Here is a 16,955-nt window from a genome sequence, read left to right as displayed (position 1 = left end):
GTGGGTCGGGGCGGCCGTGCCCTGCCGAGCGGCAGGCGGAGGTCAGCAGCGGCTGTGGCGTGCGGAGTCCAGCTGCCAGGGCACGCTGGTGACCATCACCCCGCGCTGGAGGAGCAGCCGCGCCTTGAGGTGGAACGCCGAGTGGTTGTGGAGCAGTTGCTCCCACCAGTGGCCCACCACGTACTCCGGGATGTACACCGCGATCAGATCGCCGGGGTGCTCCTGGTGCAGGCGCGCGATGTAGTCGAGCACCGAGCCGGTGATGTCGCGGTACGGCGACTCCATCACCGTGAGCGGCACCGGGATCTCCCGCTCCTCCCAGTCCGCCCGCAGGGCCCGCTCCTCGTCCGGGCTGATCCGGACGGTCAGCGCGGTGAGGGTGTCCGGGCGGGTCGCGCGGGCGTAGCCCAGGGCCCGCAGGGTCGGCTGGTGCAGCTGGGAGACCAGCACCACCGCATGGACCCGGCTGGGCAGGGTCACCCCGCCGGGCCTGGGGCGCAGCTCCCGGGCGACCCGGTCGTAGTGGCGCCGGACGCCGCGCATCGTCGTGTACAGCAGTGGCATCGCGATGACCACCAGATACGCGCCATGGGTGAACTTGGTGGCCAGCACGACCGCGAGGACCAGCGCCGTCAGGCAGGCGCCCACGGCGTTGATCGCCCGTGACCGGTGGATCCGGCGCCGCTCCGGTGGAGCGGGGCGGCCCGCGAGCACCCGGTTCCAGTGCCGGACCATACCGGCCTGGGAGAGCGTGAACGAGGTGAAGACCCCCAGGATGTAGAGCTGGATCAGCCGGGTCACCGAGCCCTGGAAGGCGTAGATCAGCACGCCGGCCGCCACCGCCAGGATGATGATGCCGTTGGAGTAGGCCAGCCGGTCCCCGCGGGTGTGCAGCTGGCGCGGCAGGAAGCGGTGCTCGGCCAGGATCGCGCCCAGCATCGGGAAGCCGTTGAACGCCGTGTTGGCGGCCAGGATGAGGATCAGTGCGGTCGCGGTCTGGACGTAGAAGAACATCACCGAGTGCGGTCCGCCGAACACCGCGGCGGCGATCTGCGCGATCACGGTGCGCTGACTGGTGTGGGTGCAGTCGCCGGGGAACCCCACCAGCCGGCAGGTGTCGCCGGTGTACCGCACATGGGCGATCATCGCCAGCGCGGTGATCCCGGCGAACATGGTGATGGACAGGGTGCCCATCAGCGCCAGGGTGGTCGCGGCGTTGCGGGACCGGGGCGGCCGGAAGGCCGGGACCCCGTTGGAGATCGCCTCCACGCCGGTGAGCGCGGTGCAGCCGGAGGAGAAGGCCCGCAGCGTCAGCAGCAGCAGGGCGACCCCGGTGAGCCCCAGCTCGCCGGGCATCGGCCGGACCTGCCACCCCGCGCTCTCGGCCACCGGGGGATGCCCCAACGCGGTCTGCAGCAGCCCGGCGACGATCATCGCCAGCACCCCGGCGACAAAGAGATAGGTCGGCACCGCGAACAGCCGCCCCGACTCCCGCACCCCGCGCAGATTCATCCCCGTCAGCAGGGCCACAAAGCCCAGGTTCACCGCCACCCGGTACGGGTCGAGCATCGGCACCGCGGAGATGATGTTGTCCACTCCGGCGGCCACCGACACCGCCACCGTCATGATGTAGTCGACCATCAGTGCCGAGGCCACCACCAGCCCGGCCCACGCCCCGAAGTTGCGCGAGGCCACCTCGTAGGAGCCGCCCCCCGAAGGGTAGGCACGCACCACCTGACGGTAGGAGAGCACCACCACGGCCAGCAGCAGCACCACGGCCGCCGCGACCCAGGGCGTCAGATGCAGATAGGCCACGCCGCCCAGGGTGAGCACCAGCAGGATCTCCTGCGTCGCATAGGCCACCGAGGACAGCGGATCGCTGGCGAAGACCGGCAGTGCGATCCGTTTGGGCAGCATCTGCTCCCCGAGGCGGTCACTGCTGAGCGGCCGGCCGATGATCAGTCGCTTGAACGCGATGGACACGCTCAGCAGTGAACGCCCCCGGCCGCCCGGGTCCCGCTTCTTCACACACCCTTGTCGTCGTCGGCGGCGGTCTTGACGCGGTCTTGGCACCGGGCCCGGCCAGGGGGTGCAGTCGACCGGGTCGCTGCCGCCGCTGAACCCGTTGCTGCTGCCCGGGGGACCAGCTGGTCGAGGCCCTTGACGGCGGCCACCACCGCGTCATGGCCGGACACCGCCCCGGCGATCGAGGCCGGGTCGGTGACATCGGCCTCGGCGCGGATCGGTGCGGTCACCGGATGGCCCCGGGCGCGCGCCTCGCGGGTGACGCTGCCGGAGCCCGCCACCGGCTCCCTCGAAGGAGACCTCGCCGAGGTCGGCGGCACCATCCTCGGACTGTACCGCCCCCCGGTCCACCGCTCCTGGACGGACGCCATGATCGCCTCGGCCGTGCACGACACCGACGCCCGCCGGATGCTCTCCGAGGTGATCGGATCCAGGATCCGCCGCGCGCCCGGACCGGTGGCCGCGGCCGTGCGGCGCGGCGAGGCACCCGCGGTCACCGACGCCGCCGAGGCGGTCCGGATGCCGGCCGCGCCGTTCCACCACCGGATGTACGTCAGCGGCGAACCGCTCGACGACGACCTGCCGCGCCGTGCGGCCGCCGCGGCCGCCGCCGCGGTCCGGGCCGGGGCGCTGCGCTCCCCGGACAGCGGGAAGGCCGGGCGCAAGGGGTGAACCCCTGCGCCCGGCCCCGGTCCCCCGACCGGTCTAGAGCTGCCGCACCCGGATGTTGCGGAACTCGATCAGGTCGTTGTCGCTGTGGTTCTGCAGCCCCACGAAGCCGCTGATGAACTGCCGCAGATCCGTGGGCGGGTCACCCGCCCGGGACGAGCTCTTCCCGGGCGTGTTGTCGAACTCGTTGAGCACGACCCCGTTGCGCATGATCGTGTAGTGCTGCCCCACGACGCGCACCTCGTAGTCGTTCCAGCTGCCCTTCGCCGTGACACCCGCCTTGTCCAGCGTCACCGGTGCGAAGTTGTACACCGAGCCGGTCTTCTGGGGCTCACCGGAGTCACCGTCGTAGATCTGGTTCTCCTGCCCGCAGTAGATCGCGACCCACTCCGGGGCGCTGCGGGCCGAGCCGACCGTCCCGCAACTGCCGGGCGGACGCTGGGCCAGCGGGGTCCGCGGGTCCGGGAACCGGGTGAAGACCCCGCTGTTGGCGTTGTGGCCGTCCGGCGCCGCGTCCCGGAACTGCAGCCGGACGGAGAAGTCCCCGAAGGGCTTCTTGGCGTACCACAGCATGCCCATGCCGCCCGAGCTGTGCAGCGTCCCGTCGGGCAGCAGCGAGAACGTCCCGGCTCCGGCCTGCTGCCAGTCGGCGAGGCTGGCCGCCGATCCGTCGAAGATGGACTGGTAGCCCGCGGTCTTGCCGATGTCGGACTGGGCAGCGGCCTTGGTGAGCGCGGCCGCCTCGTGCTGGTCGAGCACCCCGTCCTTGCGGAGCTGGTTCACCACCCCGTTGAGGTGGCTGACGAACTGGCCGTGGCTGGACCAGCTGCGCTCGTCGTCGATCAGGTCGTTGACCGTGCAGCCGCCGCCGGCCTTGTGGTTGGCCACCTTGGTGTCGGTGTCCAGCAGCCAGACCGTCGACCGGGCGTCCGGCGCCTTGCAGCCGGCCAGCGCGTCGACGGTGCCGGTGGCCTGCTCGCCGTTGGCGTAGGTCACCTTGAGGGTGGCGTGGTAGGTGCCGTAGTCGGCGTAGGTGTGCGTCGGGTTGGCCTCGTGCGACGGCCGGCTGCCGTCACCGAAGTTCCACTCCCACGCCACGCCGCCGGCCTTGGTGCCGGAGAACGCCACCGTCTTGGGCTCGCTCTGCGCCACCGACCGCGCACCCGCGTCGGCGGGCCTCGGTGTGGCCGCACCGCCGTGGTAGCTGATGCGGATCAGCTTCTGGTTGGAGTCCAGGCTGAAGAAGCCGCCCGCGTAGTCGAGCATGTAGAGCGCGCCGTCCGGGCCGAACTTGGCGTCCATCCAGCTCTGCAGCAGATTGTCGCCGCGGCCGCCCGGGATGATCTGGCGCAGGTCCTCGGCGAAGGCCGGCGGGCCCTGCTCCTTCACGTTGGACGGGTCGACGGTCACGGCGACCCGGTTGCTGGCGTTGGACTCGTCACCGATGAACCACTTGTTGTCCCAGTACGCCGGCCAGGCGACCCCGCTGCCGGTGTCCACCTCGGACCGGTGGTACGTCGGGCCGTCCATGATGGCCTGGCCGCCGCCCTTGAGGTACTGCTCGGTGTAGGTGGCCTGGTCCTGGTCGTACGTCGGCAGACCGCTGCCGTCCGTCCGCTGCGGGTAGACCGGGCCGCCGCCCTGCGGCGAGTACCAGATCATGTTGTTCCGCGCCGCGGGGATGTCGGTCAGACCGGTGTTGCGCGGCGAGGTGTTCTGCAGGTGGTCGCAGTCGTACCAGTTCGTCAGCACACTGGCGTCGGTGTTGCTGCGGTTGCGGTAGGGCTGCTTGTTGCCCATGCAGTAGGGCCAGCCCTGGTTGCCCGCGGAGGTGATGACGGTCGCGGTCTCGTACTTCGCCGGACCCAGCTCCGGGTCGGGAGCGCCCGCGTCCGGACCGACCCAGGCGGCCGTCAGCCAGTCGTTGGTCTTGTCATAGGCGATCCGCGCGACATTGCGGACACCCATCACATAGATCTCCGGACGGGTCTTGCCGCCGCCCTCCTCCTTACCGGTGAAGAGATTGCCCTTGGGGATGGTGTAGGTGCCGTCCGCCTCCGGGTGGATCCGCAGGATCTTGCCGTTGAGGTTGTTGGTGTTGCCGGCGGTGCGGCGGGCGTCCTGGAAGGAGAGGCCCTTGTAGTCCTGGGTCCAGTTGTTCCCGGAGTACCCCGCCCCCGCGCCCTGCGAGGAGTTGTTGTCACCGACGCCGACATACAGGTTGCCCTGCTTGTCGAAGGTCATCCCGCCGCCCGCGTGGCAGCAGCTGTGGATCTGCGCGTCCCAGTGCAGCAGGTCCTTGCGGGTGGCCTGGTCGATCGACTGGGCCTTGAAGTCGTAGGTCAGCCGGGAGATGGTGCGCTGGCCGACCTGGGTGTCCCGGTCGATCGAGTCGTGCGGCATCCAGTAGACGTACAGCCAGCCGTTCTTCTGGAAGTTCGGGTCCAGCACGATGCCGACCAGACCCTCCTCGTCCTTGACCAGCTCGTCACCGCTGCCCCGGTTGCCCATCACGTCCAGGGTGGTGAGCAGTTTGGCCTTCTTGGTCGCCGGGTCCCACAGGTGGATGGTGCCGCAGCCGAGGCCCACCTTGGGGTCGCTCCAGTCGGCGATCGGACCGGACGGGCAGGCGGCCTTGCCGATGTAGAAGACCTTGCCGTCCGGAGCGATGGTCAGCCCGTGCGGCTCACCGATCTGGTCGAGCTGGCCCGTCTGGTTGGGCGCGGTCAGCCGCTCCACCGTGTAGTTGGAGGCGATGGTCGCCTGGCAGTCGCCGCGGACCATTCCGGTCGTCCACTCGATGGCGCCGAGCAGATGGCTGCGGAACTTCTGGTCCGTGGTGTAACTGGCCTCGGTGCGGCCCATACCGGTGTAGAACGACCGGCCGCCGTCGTAGTCCCGGCACCAGGAGATCGGGTGGAAGGCGCCGTTGCCCGCCGGGCCCGGGTCGTAGCTGCCCTCGTCGACCTGGGCGATCGTCTGGACCTTGCCGACCGGGCTGGGATCCCAGTTCATCCACTGGTCGGACCGGGTCCAGGTGAGCGGCAGGCCCTTGTTCGCGGGGTGCTGACGGTCGGTGACATCCACCACCGCCTGCTGCACCTTGGACTCGGCCGGCGGCGTGGGATCGGCGCTGAAGAGCCGCAGCTCGGCCAGCTGGATCAGCGGTTCACCGCTGTTGGCGGTGATGTTCAGCCGGTAGTACTGGTAGGCCTGGCTGTTGGCGACGGTGAACTGCCGGGTCTGGAAGCGATCGGGGAAGGTCTGCCCGGTCTGCGTGTCCAGGGTCTTCCAGTCGTTCCCGTCCGTGGAGCCCTGCAGGGTCCAGTCCTTGGGGTCGCGCCCCGGGAAATCATTGGCCGAGGTCAGTGCGTACTGCGCCACCGCCACCGGCTTGGCCAGCTTCACCGCGGCCCATCCGGTGGTGGACTTGGCCAGCCACTTGGTGTTGGTCAGCCCGTCGACCAGCTTCTCCTTGGTCTCGTTCGGCGGGTTGTCCCCGCTCGCGGTGACCTCCGAGACCTTCTCGGCAGCGGGCAGGCTCGCCGCGGGACGGGTGCCGATCAGACCGGTGAACCAGTCGGAACCGGGCTGCGCCCGTGCGGCGTCGTGGACTCCCACGAAGCCGCCGCCGCCCTTGACATACGCCTGGAACGCGGCCTCCTGATCCGAGTTCAGCGTGGCGTCCTTTGCGGACAGGAACACCACACCTCGGTAGCCGGCCAGCTTGGCTGCGGTGAAAACGCGCGGATCGTCCGACTCGTCGACACCGAACCCGTTCTTGGCGCCAAGCTCCTTGACCGCCGTCACCGCCCGGCCCACCGGGTCGTCCTGTGCCGCCGCCGGCCCGTGGAACACCAGGACCTTGACCGAGGCGGCCCGCTCCTCCGTGCCCGCGGCCGCGGGCGTCCCGGCCTGTGCCTGCTGTACGGCGGGCAGCGACGCCAGCCCCAGCGCCAGCGCGCCGCTGGACATCAGCACCATCACCCGGCGCCAGACCCGCGGGCGTCCCGGGCCCCTTGGTACGCCCGGAGGTGAAGCACTGCCCGATCCGGACAGTGCCAAGAGGTCTCGTCGACCCATTCCTGACTCCTTTGCTCGATCCAGCGGTGCGAGGAGTACTGCCGGCCGCGGTCCGTGCCGCCGCGCCGGCCGGGTGGGGCCCGGCGCGGACCACTGTCCGCGCCGGGGTGCTCCCATGGGTCCGGAGGGCGCCGGTCACGGCTGCCTGGTCCGGACGTTCCTGATCGGGATCGCAGCGGTGGTGCTGCGGTTCTGCGGACGCGGTGCCCGCAGGTCTGCCGGCGCCCGTCGGTGGCGGATCGGCCCTGGTTCGGCCCGGGCCGCCGGCATCACGACCTCAGCGGGCGACGAGCCTGTCCGACCCGTCGGAGGCGGCCCGGTCGCCGTGGTCGTGACCGGGCTTGCCGATGTCCGACCGGGAGGCCGCGGTGTTGATCGCCTTTGCCTCGCGCCGGTCGATGACGCCCTCGTGCAGCAGCGCATCGGTGAGGTGCTTGACGTGGTCGACGAAGGCGTCGTGGCTCTTCCAGGCCTGCTCGTCGAGGATCCGCTCGTTGATGGTGCAGCCGTTGCCCGTGACGCGGTTGGGCACCCCGGAGTTCACCGTGCCCACGATCACCGTCGCGCGGTTGTCCGACTCCGCGCAGTGCCCGCCTCCGGAGCGGCTGTCGACCACGGTCAGGTTGGCGGTGGCGACCGCGGAGGTGTTGCCGGCCTTGTCCACGGCCCGGTAGCGCACGGCGTGGTCACCGGCCCGGTCCACCACGACCGGTGCCGTGTAGACGAGATAGGGGCCGCCGTCGAGGGAGTACTCGATGCGGTCGACACCGGACTTGTCGTCGGTGGCGGTGATGGTGACGGTTGCGCTGCCGACGTACTGCCAGGCCGCGTTCTGGGTGCCGGTGACCGCGGCCGAGGCCTGGGGCGCGGTGGTGTCCCCGGCGGGCGGTGCGGCGACGGTGAAGGTGGTGGTCTGGTCGGCGGAGGTGTTGCCGGCCTTGTCGGTGGCGCGGTAGGTGAGGGTGTGGTCGCCGGAGGTGCTGACCGCCACGGGCGCCGTGTAGGTCTGATAGGCACCGCCGTCCAGGGAGTACTGGATCCGGTCCACGCCCGATTCGGTGTCGGAGGCGCTGAGGGTGACGGTGGCGGTGTCGATGTACTGGCCGTCGGCGTTCTTGTCGCCGGTGACGGTGGCTGAGGTCTGGGGTGGGGTGGTGTCCTTGGTGGTGGGTGTGGCGATGGTGAAGGTGGTGGTCTGGTCGGCGGAGGTGTTGCCGGCCTTGTCGGTGGCGCGGTAGGTGAGGGTGTGGTCGCCGGGGGTGGTGACGGCGATGGGTGTGGTGTAGGCGGTGGAGGTGCCGCCGTCGAGGGTGTAGTCGATGTGGTCGACGCCGGACTCGGTGTCGGTGGCGGTCAGGGTGACGGTGGCGGTGCCGGTGTACTGGCCGTCGGCGTTCTTGTCGCCGGTGACGGTGGCTGAGGTCTGAGGTGGGGTGGTGTCCTTGGTGGTGGGTGTGGCGATGGTGAAGGTGGTGGTCTGGTCGGCGGAGGTGTTGCCGGCCTTGTCGGTGGCGCGGTAGGTGAGGGTGTGGTCGCCGGGGGTGGTGACGGCGATGGGTGTGGTGTAGGCGGTGGAGGTGCCGCCGTCGAGGGTGTAGTCGATGTGGTCGACGCCGGACTCGGTGTCGGTGGCGGTCAGGGTGACGGTGGCGGTGCCGGTGTACTGGCCGTCGGCGTTCTTGTCGCCGGTGACCGCGGCGGACGCCTGGGGCGCCGTGGTGTCGCCGCCGCCGGCCGCGGTGACGGTGAGCTCACCGGACATCAGATGGCCCGGCATGGCGCAGAAGTAGCGGTAGGTGCCCGGACTCAGGGTGACCTGTGCGGTCTCCCGCCCACCGTTGGCGTCCGCCGGATTGGCGACCAGGTTGAGCGTGACATCGGTGTTGTAGTCGGTGTTGGACGTGTCGAACGTCAGCGTGTGCGGCATGCCCGTGGTGTTGCCGGTGGCCGCGCTGTTCTCGAAGACGATGGTGGCGGCACCGGCGACGGCGGTGCTGGGTGCCGAGAGATAGCCGGTGTAACTGTCGCCGGCGGTCCAGGTCAGGACCTGCTCCGCAGCGGGAGCTGCTGGTCCTGGCGCAGGCTGTCCCTGGCCCCAGGCCAGCGGCACGGTGAGACAGAGCAGTCCGAGCAGGGCGGCCACCAGCACGGCCATGGCATGGCGTGACCCGTGGAACCCGGATGTCGGTGGAGACGGGATTCGTGGTTGCACCACTACACCTTTCGCAGTGATTGCGGATACGGCGTGTGAGCTCGTGGTTCGCGTGGAGCGGGCTACTCGGGGCCGCCGGGGCGGCTCCCCTGCCACACCCGGTGCCGTGGTCCTCCGGGCCGTGGACCGGCCTCGTCCACCAACCCCTCAGGGGCGACCGGAACGCTGTGAAGGTAGCGATTCTTTTGATGAGACGTCAATAAGTATGGCGGGAACCATGCAAACTTTATCATGGACCTAGAGGAACTATCGAAGGGCTGTTACGGTAGGCCCGCCTCCGGCTCTCTGACAGGTCCTCATGACCCGAGCCGGCAACCGAGATCACAGCGCGCCATCGACTGCGCAGCTGCCGGAGTCGGCACTGCGGACCGGCTCGCCTCAGACGCGCGGGGCGCCGTCACCGATTGGAGAACCATGACCGAGGTAGGCAGAGGTATGCCGCGACGTGCCTTCTCCCGGCGAGCCTTCACGACCGGCGCGGTGGTGGCGGCGATCGTCCCCACCGTGGCGGCTGCACAGCCGGTCCTGGGGGCGGCCGCCAAGGCCGCTGACAAGGAGGCCGACAAGAAGCATCCCGGTGGCGGCGAGGAGCGCCGGATGACCCTCTACGCGGAGAAGCTGCCGGACGGCCGGCTGGGCTACGGCCTGGAGCCCGGCAAGGCGACCGTCCCCGGCCCTCTGATCGAACTCACCGAGGGCGACACCCTGAACATCGAGCTGGTCAACAATCTCGATGTGACCGCCAGCCTCCATGTGCACGGGATGGACTACGACACCGCCAGCGACGGCACCACCATGAACAACAGCGTCGTGGAGCCCGGCGGGCGGCGTACCTACACCTGGCGCACCCACGCCCCGCACCGCCGCAGGGACGGCACCTGGGAGGCCGGCACCGCCGGCTACTGGCACTACCACGACCATGTGGTCGGCACCGAGCACGGCACCGGCGGCATCCGCAAGGGGCTCTACGGCCCGGTGGTCGTCCGGCGCAAGGGCGATGTGCTGCCGAAGAAGCAGTTCACCGTGGTCTTCAACGACATGACGATCAACAACACCACCGCCCCCGACACCCCGACCTTCACCGCCAAGGTGGGGGAGCGGGTCGAGTTCATCGTGATCACCCACGGGGACTTCTTCCACACCTTCCACGTCCACGGGCACCGCTGGGCCGACAACCGCACCGGGCTGCTGGAAGGACCGCAGGACCCCAGCCGGATCATCGACACCAAGACCACCGGGCCCGCCGAGTCCTTCGGATTCCAGGTGATCGCGGGCGAGCGGGTCGGGCCCGGGCACTGGATGTACCACTGCCATGTGCAGAGCCACTCCGACATGGGCATGGCCGGGGTGTTCATGGTGACCGACGAGGACGGCAACATGCCCCCCGGCGGCATGACGATGCCCGGCGGCATGACGATGCCGGACGGGATGACGATGCCGGACGGGACGTCCATGCAGGGCGGCTGACGGCCGCCGGAAACTCCAGCGCACCAGCCCCGCCCCCGGGAGACCGGGGGCGGGGCTTCGGCCTGTGCGGACCGGGGACGGACACGGCGGAGCCGGGGCACCTTCGTGGTTCCGGGACAGCGAGGCGCCCCGGTCGGCTCGATGGCGAGCCCCGGAGCGCCACAGGGGAGTGCGTACGGGTGCGGGCGGCCCCGCGCCGCCGTCATCGACGGCGGCCGCGGTCGGCGATCGCTGGTCGGCGTACGCGGGTGGGCGTACACGGGTGGAGGCACACGGACGGGCAGTGGGCGGACGGCAGTGGGCGGACGGCAGCGGGCGGTCAGGCAGCCGCCTCGGCCACCGCGGCACCGGCCGCCGGTACCTGCGTCCAGGCCGACTCGGCGGCGGCGCTGCGCTCGACCGCGTCCAGCACCAGCTGCACCTGGAGGGCGTCGGTGAAGGACGGTGTCGGGTCCTCGCCCGCGCAGACGGCCGCCACCAGATCCCGCACCTGATGGGTGAAGCTGTGTTCGTAGCCCAGCGTGTGGCCGGGCGGCCACCAGGCGGACAGATAGGGGTGGTCGGCCTCGGTGACCAGGATCCGCCGGAAACCCTGCTCGTCCGTGGGTTGGGTGGCGTCCAGGAACTCCAGCTCGTTCAGCCGCTCCAGATCGAAGGCGGCCGACCCCAGCGAGCCGTTGATCTCCAGTCGCAGGGCGTTCTTGCGGCCGGTGGCGAAGCGGGTGGCCTCAAAGCTCGCCAGTGCCCCGCCCTCGAACCGGCCCAGGAAGAGCGTCGCGTCGTCGACGGTGACCTCCCCGCGGCCGTCCGCGCCGTCGCCGCGCGCGGTGAGGCCGTCGGACGCCCCGGCGGGCAGCGGACGCGTGCGCACGAAGGTCTCGCTCAGCGCGGTCACTCCGACGACCCGATCACCCGTCAGATACTGGGCCAGATCGACAATATGGGCTCCGATGTCACCCAGCGCCCCGGAGCCGGCGTGCTCCCTGCGCAGCCGCCACACCAGCGGGAACTCCGGATCGGTGATCCAGTCCTGCAGATAGGCCGCCCGTACGTGCCGGATCTCGCCCAGCCGCCGGTCCGCGATCAGCCGCCGCAGCAGCGCCATCGCCGGCACCCGGCGGTAGTTGAAACCGCAGGCCGACCGCACCCCGGCGGCCCTGGCCTGCTCCGCCGCGGCCGCCATCGCTCTGGCCTCGGCGACGGAGTTGGCGAGCGGCTTCTCGCACAGCACGTGCTTGCCGGCCTCCAGCGCGGCGATGGCGATCTCGGCATGGCTGTCACCCGGGGTGCAGATGTCGACGAGATCGATGTCGTCACGGGCCAGCAGGGCCCGCCAGTCGGTCATGTGGTCGGCCCAGCCGAGCCGCTGTGCGGCGGCCGCGACCCGCTCGGGATCGCGGCCGCACACTGCGGTCAGCTCGACCCGGGCCGGCAGGTCGAAGACGTGGTTGACGGCACGCCAGGCCTGTGAGTGGGCGGCACCCATGAACGAGTGCCCGACCATGCCGACCCTGAGTCGCTGAGTGGACAAGTTGTCTCCTTGATCGCCGGAGGCCCCGCCCGAGGACAGCGGCCTTGACGCCCGGGCCCTTCGGTCAGAAGCCGAGGGGCAGATAGTCCGCCGCGTTCTCCTTGGTGACGGTCTCCGAGGAGAGGCGGATCTCCTTGGGGATCGCGAGCTCCGCCAGGTCGGCCATGCCCCGGCCGTTGGCGACCAGCCGGGCCAGGGCCACGGCGGAGGCCGACATGCTGGGGCTGTAGGTGACGGTGGCCTTGAGCACGGTGTTGTCGGCCTGGATCTGCTGCATGACCTTGGCCGAGCCGGCCCCGCCGACCATGAAGAACTCCTTGCGGCCGGCCTGGTTGATCGCCGCGAGCACCCCGACGCCCTGGTCGTCGTCGTGGTTCCACAGGGCGTCCAGCTTGGGCGCCGCCTGCAGCAGGTTCGCGGCGGCCTGCTGGCCGGAGTCGATGGTGAACTGCGCCGCCACCCGGTGCTTGACCGAGAATCCATAGCCGGCCAGCGCGTCCTTGAAGCCCTTGCTGCGGTCCTGGGTGAGCGGCAGGCTGTCGATACCGGGGATCTCCGCGATCACCGGGTTGGACACTCCGGCCGCCTTGAGACGGTCGCCGATGAAGTGCCCGGCGGCCACCCCCATACCGTAGTTGTCGCCCTTGAGCAGCAGCCGGAAGGCCAGCTCGTCGGAGAAGGCGCGGTCCAGGTTGACCACCGGGATGCCGGCCTCCATGGCCTTGCGGCCGGTGGCGGTCAACTGGGCGCCGTCGTAGGGCAGTACGACGATGACGTCCGGCTTGGCCTGGATCAGGGTCTCCAGGGCGGCGCGCTGTGCGGTGGCGTCCGCACCGGCCTCGACCGCCTTGAAGGTGACCTCGGGGAAGCGCTTGGCCGCCGCCTTGGCGTTGGTGGAGATGGCGGCCATCCAGCCGTGGTCGGCGGCCGGTGCGGAGAAGCCCACCGTGATGGCCTTGCCGGGGCTGGAACTGCCCGCGGCCACCGGCACCGTGGCGTCGCCCGCCGCCTGCTTGGGATCGTTGGAGGTGCATCCGGCCAGCAGTGCGCCGGCGCTGACCGCGGCACCGCCGAAGAGGATGTTCCTCCTGGACATGGGTGATCTTTCGGACATCTGAGCCTCCGTGAGGGTGGGGAGTGTCTGACCGATGCCGAGCGGGGTGGTTCAGTGGCGGAGCAGATCCCGCGGCCGGAACTGCTGGACCAGGACGGCGCCGACGATGATGGCGCCCTTGACGATGTTCTGGACCTCGGTCGGCAGGTTGTTGAGGATGAAGAGGTTGGTGATGGTGGTGAAGACCACCACACCCAGCAGCGAGCCGATCACCGTGCCCCGGCCGCCGGTGAGGGCGGTGCCGCCGATGATGGCGGCGGCGATGGCGTCCAGCTCGTAGAGGTCGCCCTGGCCCGCCGAGCCCGCGTTGGCCTGGGCGACCACCATCACCGCGGCGATTCCGCAGCACAGGCCGGAGAGGGTGTAGAGGTACACCGTCTGGCGGCGGACGTTGATGCCGGCCAGCCGTGCCGCCTCGGCGTTGCCGCCGACCGCGACCGTGCGGCGGCCGAAGGTGGTGCGGTTGAGCAGCACCCAGCCGACCGCGGTGACCGCGGCGAAGATCCACACCAGGTCCGGGATGCCCAGCAGCTTCACCTCGGCCAGGCGGTTGATGGACTCCACGTTCACCGGCTGGGTCTGCTTGTCGGAGATCTTGGTGGCCAGGCCGCGGGCGCCGACCATCATGGCCAGGGTGGCGATGAAGGGCACCAGCCGGCCGTAGGCGATCAGCAGTCCGTTGACGGTGCCGGCGACCGCGCCGACCGCCACCGCGGTGAAGAACATGCCGCCCGCCCCGAAGTCCTGGGTGGCGACGGTGGTGCACCACACCGAGGCGAGCGCGGTGAGGGCGCCGACCGACAGGTCGATGCCGCCACCGATGATCACAAAGGTCATGCCGATGGCGATGACGCCGATGGCGGAGGCCTGGGTGAGGATGGTCAGGATGTTCCCGCTGGTGAGGAACTGGTCGGGGGAGCTGACCAGTCCGATGACGACCAGCGTCGCCAGGACCGCGGTCAGTCCGAGGTTGCGCCGGACTGGTTCGCTTGCGTCGCCCTTCCACCAGCCGGCCTTCGCCGCGGGTGCGGCGGCCGGGGCCATGTCGGTCACTCGATCGTCCCTTCCAGCAGTGACCCCGCCATCACGAGGTCGAGGACCATGTGTTCGTCGAGTTCCTCTGCGCGGCCCTCCCGTACGATCCGGCCCTCGCGCATCACCAGCACCCGGTCGGCGAGGCCGAGCACCTCGGGCACCTCGCTGGAGACCAGCAGCACCCCCACCCCGTCCGCGGCCAGTTCCCTGATCACCCGGTAGAGCTCCGCCCGGGCGCCGACGTCCACGCCCCGGGTGGGTTCGTCCAGCAGCAGCAGCCGGGTGTTGCCGAGCAGCCACCGGCCGACCACCACCTTCTGCTGGTTGCCGCCGGACAGGGTGCGCACCCTGCGTTCCACCTCGCGCGGGCGCAGCTCCAGCCGGTCGGCGACGCCGAGTGCGGCGGCCCGCTCGGCCGAGTTGCGGACGAAGCCCGCGGTGGCGTGCCGGGAGAGGGTGGCCAGGCCGATGTTGCGCTGTACGGGTTCACCCAGCAGCAGGGCCTGGCTCTTGCGCTCCTCCGGGGCCAGCCCCAGCCCGGCGCGTACGGCGTCGCCGACGCTGCCCGGCCGCAGCCGCCGGCCGTCCACGGTGACCCGCCCGGCATGCGAGCGCCGCGCGCCGAAGACGGTCTCCAGCAGTTCCGACCGTCCGGAGCCCACCAGGCCGGCGATGCCCACGATCTCCCCGGGCCGGACGCTCAGTGAGACATCGCTGAACTCGCCCGTCCGGCTGAGGTTCTCCACCCGCAGCAGTTCGTCTCCGGTGGGCGCCTCGGCGGGCCGGGGCGGGAAGACGTACTCCAGGGTGCGGCCGGTCATCAGACCGACCAGCTCCTTGGTGGGGGTGGTGGCCGGCAGGCCGGCCGCGGTGGTGCGGCCGTCCTTGAGCACCGTGACCCGGTCGCAGATCTCGCGGATCTCCTCGAGGCGGTGGGAGATGTAGATGACCGCGATGCCCTGGCCGCGCAGCTCCCGGATGATCCGGAAGAGGTTGTCCACCTCGTCGTGGGCCAGCACCGCGCTGGGCTCGTCCATGATCAGCAGCTTGGCCTGCCGGGACAGCGCCCGCGCCATGCTGACGATCTGCTGGGCGGCGGCGGGCAGCCGGCCGACCGGCCGGGTCACGGGTATCGCGCCGTGGCCCAGCCGCTCCAGCACCTCCCGGGCCTGGGCCCGCATGCTGCCCCGGCGGACGAACCCCGCGGTGCGCGGCTCCTGGCCGAGCAGGATGTTGTCCGCGACCGGCATGTCGGGCACCAGGTCGAGCTCCTGGTAGATGGTGGCGATCCCGGCCCGCATGGCGGCCTGCGGGCCCGGGAACGACACCGGGCGGCCCTGCCAGGTGAGCCGGCCCGCGTCCGGCCGGTGCACCCCCGAGAGCACCTTGATCAGGGTGGACTTGCCCGCGCCGTTCTGGCCGAGCAGGCAGTGCACCTCGCCGGGCCGGACCGTCAGGTCCACCCCGTCCAGGGCGCGGACACCGGGGAAGGTCTTGACCACGCCGTGCAGTTCGAGCAGGGGGGCGCCGGCCGAGAGTGCGGCGTCCGGTTCCGTCATGAGAATCCCCCGTAGGCGAGTTCGCTGGCCAACAGCGCGGCCCCGGTGACACCGGCCCGCGGTCCCAGCTCCGACATCACAATCGGCAGGTTCCCCGTGGCCAGGGGCAGTGAGCGGGAGTAGACGACGCCGCGGATCTCCGCGAGCAGGGCGTGCCCCAGACCGGAGAGCCCGCCGCCGATCACGATCATCGACGGGTTCATGAAGCTCACCAGTCCTGCGAGCACCTGGCCCACCCGGCGGCCACCGGCCCGGATGAGGTTGTTGCAGGCGACATCGCCGGCCGCGGCGCAGTCGGCGACGTCCTTGGCGGTCAGCACGCCGTTCCCGGTCAGCCGCTCGGCGAGGGCCGGGGACTGCCCCGTACGGGCGGCTGCGGTGGCGTCGCGCACCAGGGCGACACCACCGAAGAAAGCCTCCAGGCAGCCGGCGTTTCCGCAGGAGCAGACCGGTCCGCCGGGCTCGATCTGGATGTGGCCGATGTCGCCGGCGCATCCCTCCGCACCGCGGTAGATCTCCCCGTGCACCTGGACACCGCAGCCGATACCGCTGCCGATCTTGACAAAGAGCAGGTCGGCGGCGGTGCGTGCGACCCCGCTGTGGTGCTCGCCCAGCGTCATCACATTGACGTCGTTGTCCACCACGACCGGGCAGCCCAGCTCTCTGGCCAGCTGGCTGCGGACCGGGTAGCGGTCCCAGCCCGGCATGATCGGAGGGGAGACGGGCACACCGTCGCGGAAGCTCACCGGGCCGGGGACGCCGATCCCGAGCGCGTCCAGCTGACTGAAGTGGCCCTGCGCCCGCAGCTTTCCGAGGATTTCGACCACACGGTCCAGCACCACGGTGGGGCCGGACCTGATGTCGCAGGGCTCGGCGTACGAGGCCACCGGGGCCAGCCGGCCGTCGGTGATCTCGATGTCCACCGAGCTCGCGCCCAGGTCGACGGCGGCGAAGCGCACCCTGGGGTCCAACTCGACCAGTGTCGACCGCCGGCCTCCGCGGGAGGCGGCGGGCCCGGCCTCCAGGACCCGGCCGGCCTCGATCAGCCGGTCGAGCTCCGCCAGCAGACGCGGGCGCGGTACTTCGAGCCGGTCGGACAGCTCGGCACGGGACAGCGGCCCTGAGTCACGCAGCAGGCTCAGCAGTCGGTACTGGACGGTCATGTGCTCACCTCCTCGGAAGACTTGATGTGGCGAAACGTTAGAAGCTTCTGCTGGGGCCGTCTAGAACTTTTTGAGAAATCATCAAAAATTCAGAGCG

11 protein-coding genes are annotated in these 16,955 nt (G+C 70.7%); 2 read left to right on the top strand and 9 right to left on the bottom strand.

The annotated features are described in order from the left end of the window. Positions 1 to 42 precede the first annotated feature (42 nt). Both AB0761_RS02590 and AB0761_RS02585 read right to left on the bottom strand, forming a co-directional pair. Positions 43 to 1,992 carry an APC family permease gene (locus AB0761_RS02590; RefSeq protein WP_377273917.1) on the bottom strand — a complete coding sequence of 650 codons (1,950 nt, stop codon included), beginning with the start codon at positions 1,990 to 1,992 and terminating at the stop codon, positions 43 to 45. A 32-nt stretch (positions 1,993 to 2,024) separates the two neighbouring features. Further along, on the bottom strand, positions 2,025 to 2,255 hold the full coding sequence (locus AB0761_RS02585; protein WP_377267191.1) for a hypothetical protein: 231 nt from the start codon (positions 2,253 to 2,255) through the stop codon (positions 2,025 to 2,027). Positions 2,256 to 2,283: 28 nt separating this feature from the next. On the opposite strand from AB0761_RS02585, the gene AB0761_RS02580 reads away from it, so the two are divergent. Continuing rightward, positions 2,284 to 2,697 carry a TetR-like C-terminal domain-containing protein gene (locus tag AB0761_RS02580; RefSeq protein ID WP_377267190.1) on the top strand — a complete coding sequence of 138 codons (414 nt, stop codon included), beginning with the start codon at positions 2,284 to 2,286 and terminating at the stop codon, positions 2,695 to 2,697. Positions 2,698 to 2,730: 33 nt separating this feature from the next. On the opposite strand, the gene AB0761_RS02575 is transcribed toward AB0761_RS02580, so the two are convergent. Continuing rightward, on the bottom strand, positions 2,731 to 6,669 hold the full coding sequence (locus AB0761_RS02575; RefSeq protein ID WP_377267189.1) for a ThuA domain-containing protein: 3,939 nt from the start codon (positions 6,667 to 6,669) through the stop codon (positions 2,731 to 2,733). A 385-nt stretch (positions 6,670 to 7,054) separates the two neighbouring features. Beyond that, a complete protein-coding gene (locus AB0761_RS02570) occupies positions 7,055 to 8,932 on the bottom strand; it encodes an OmpL47-type beta-barrel domain-containing protein (protein ID WP_377267188.1) in 1,878 nt (625 codons plus the stop codon). A gap of 492 nt (positions 8,933 to 9,424) precedes the next feature. Between AB0761_RS02570 and AB0761_RS02565 the strand changes: the two genes are divergently transcribed. Beyond that, entirely contained in the window at positions 9,425 to 10,456 is a 1,032-nt protein-coding gene (locus AB0761_RS02565; protein ID WP_377267187.1) for a multicopper oxidase domain-containing protein, read from the top strand. Positions 10,457 to 10,775: 319 nt separating this feature from the next. On the opposite strand, the gene AB0761_RS02560 is transcribed toward AB0761_RS02565, so the two are convergent. The 5 genes from AB0761_RS02560 to AB0761_RS02540 form a co-directional block, all read right to left on the bottom strand. Further along, on the bottom strand, positions 10,776 to 11,960 hold the full coding sequence (locus AB0761_RS02560; RefSeq protein WP_377273916.1) for a Gfo/Idh/MocA family protein: 1,185 nt from the start codon (positions 11,958 to 11,960) through the stop codon (positions 10,776 to 10,778). Between the two features lie 91 nt (positions 11,961 to 12,051). Then, positions 12,052 to 13,083 carry a substrate-binding domain-containing protein gene (locus tag AB0761_RS02555; RefSeq protein WP_377267186.1) on the bottom strand — a complete coding sequence of 344 codons (1,032 nt, stop codon included), beginning with the start codon at positions 13,081 to 13,083 and terminating at the stop codon, positions 12,052 to 12,054. A gap of 69 nt (positions 13,084 to 13,152) precedes the next feature. After that, positions 13,153 to 14,145 (bottom strand): ABC transporter permease, encoded by a 993-nt coding sequence (locus AB0761_RS02550; protein ID WP_377273915.1) that lies wholly within the window; start codon positions 14,143 to 14,145, stop codon positions 13,153 to 13,155. A 5-nt stretch (positions 14,146 to 14,150) separates the two neighbouring features. Beyond that, positions 14,151 to 15,695 carry a sugar ABC transporter ATP-binding protein gene (locus tag AB0761_RS02545; RefSeq protein WP_377267185.1) on the bottom strand — a complete coding sequence of 515 codons (1,545 nt, stop codon included), beginning with the start codon at positions 15,693 to 15,695 and terminating at the stop codon, positions 14,151 to 14,153. Continuing rightward, entirely contained in the window at positions 15,692 to 16,858 is a 1,167-nt protein-coding gene (locus AB0761_RS02540; RefSeq protein WP_377267184.1) for an ROK family protein, read from the bottom strand. Before AB0761_RS02540 ends, AB0761_RS02545 begins: the two co-directional genes overlap by 4 nt. Positions 16,859 to 16,955: the final 97 nt, after the last annotated feature.

It is taken from the genome of Peterkaempfera podocarpi (genome assembly GCF_042466665.1).
GTDB lineage: Bacteria > Actinomycetota > Actinomycetes > Streptomycetales > Streptomycetaceae > Peterkaempfera > Peterkaempfera podocarpi.
Note: the sequence above shows the minus strand (reverse complement) of the source record. Positions and strands in the feature narration are given on the sequence as shown.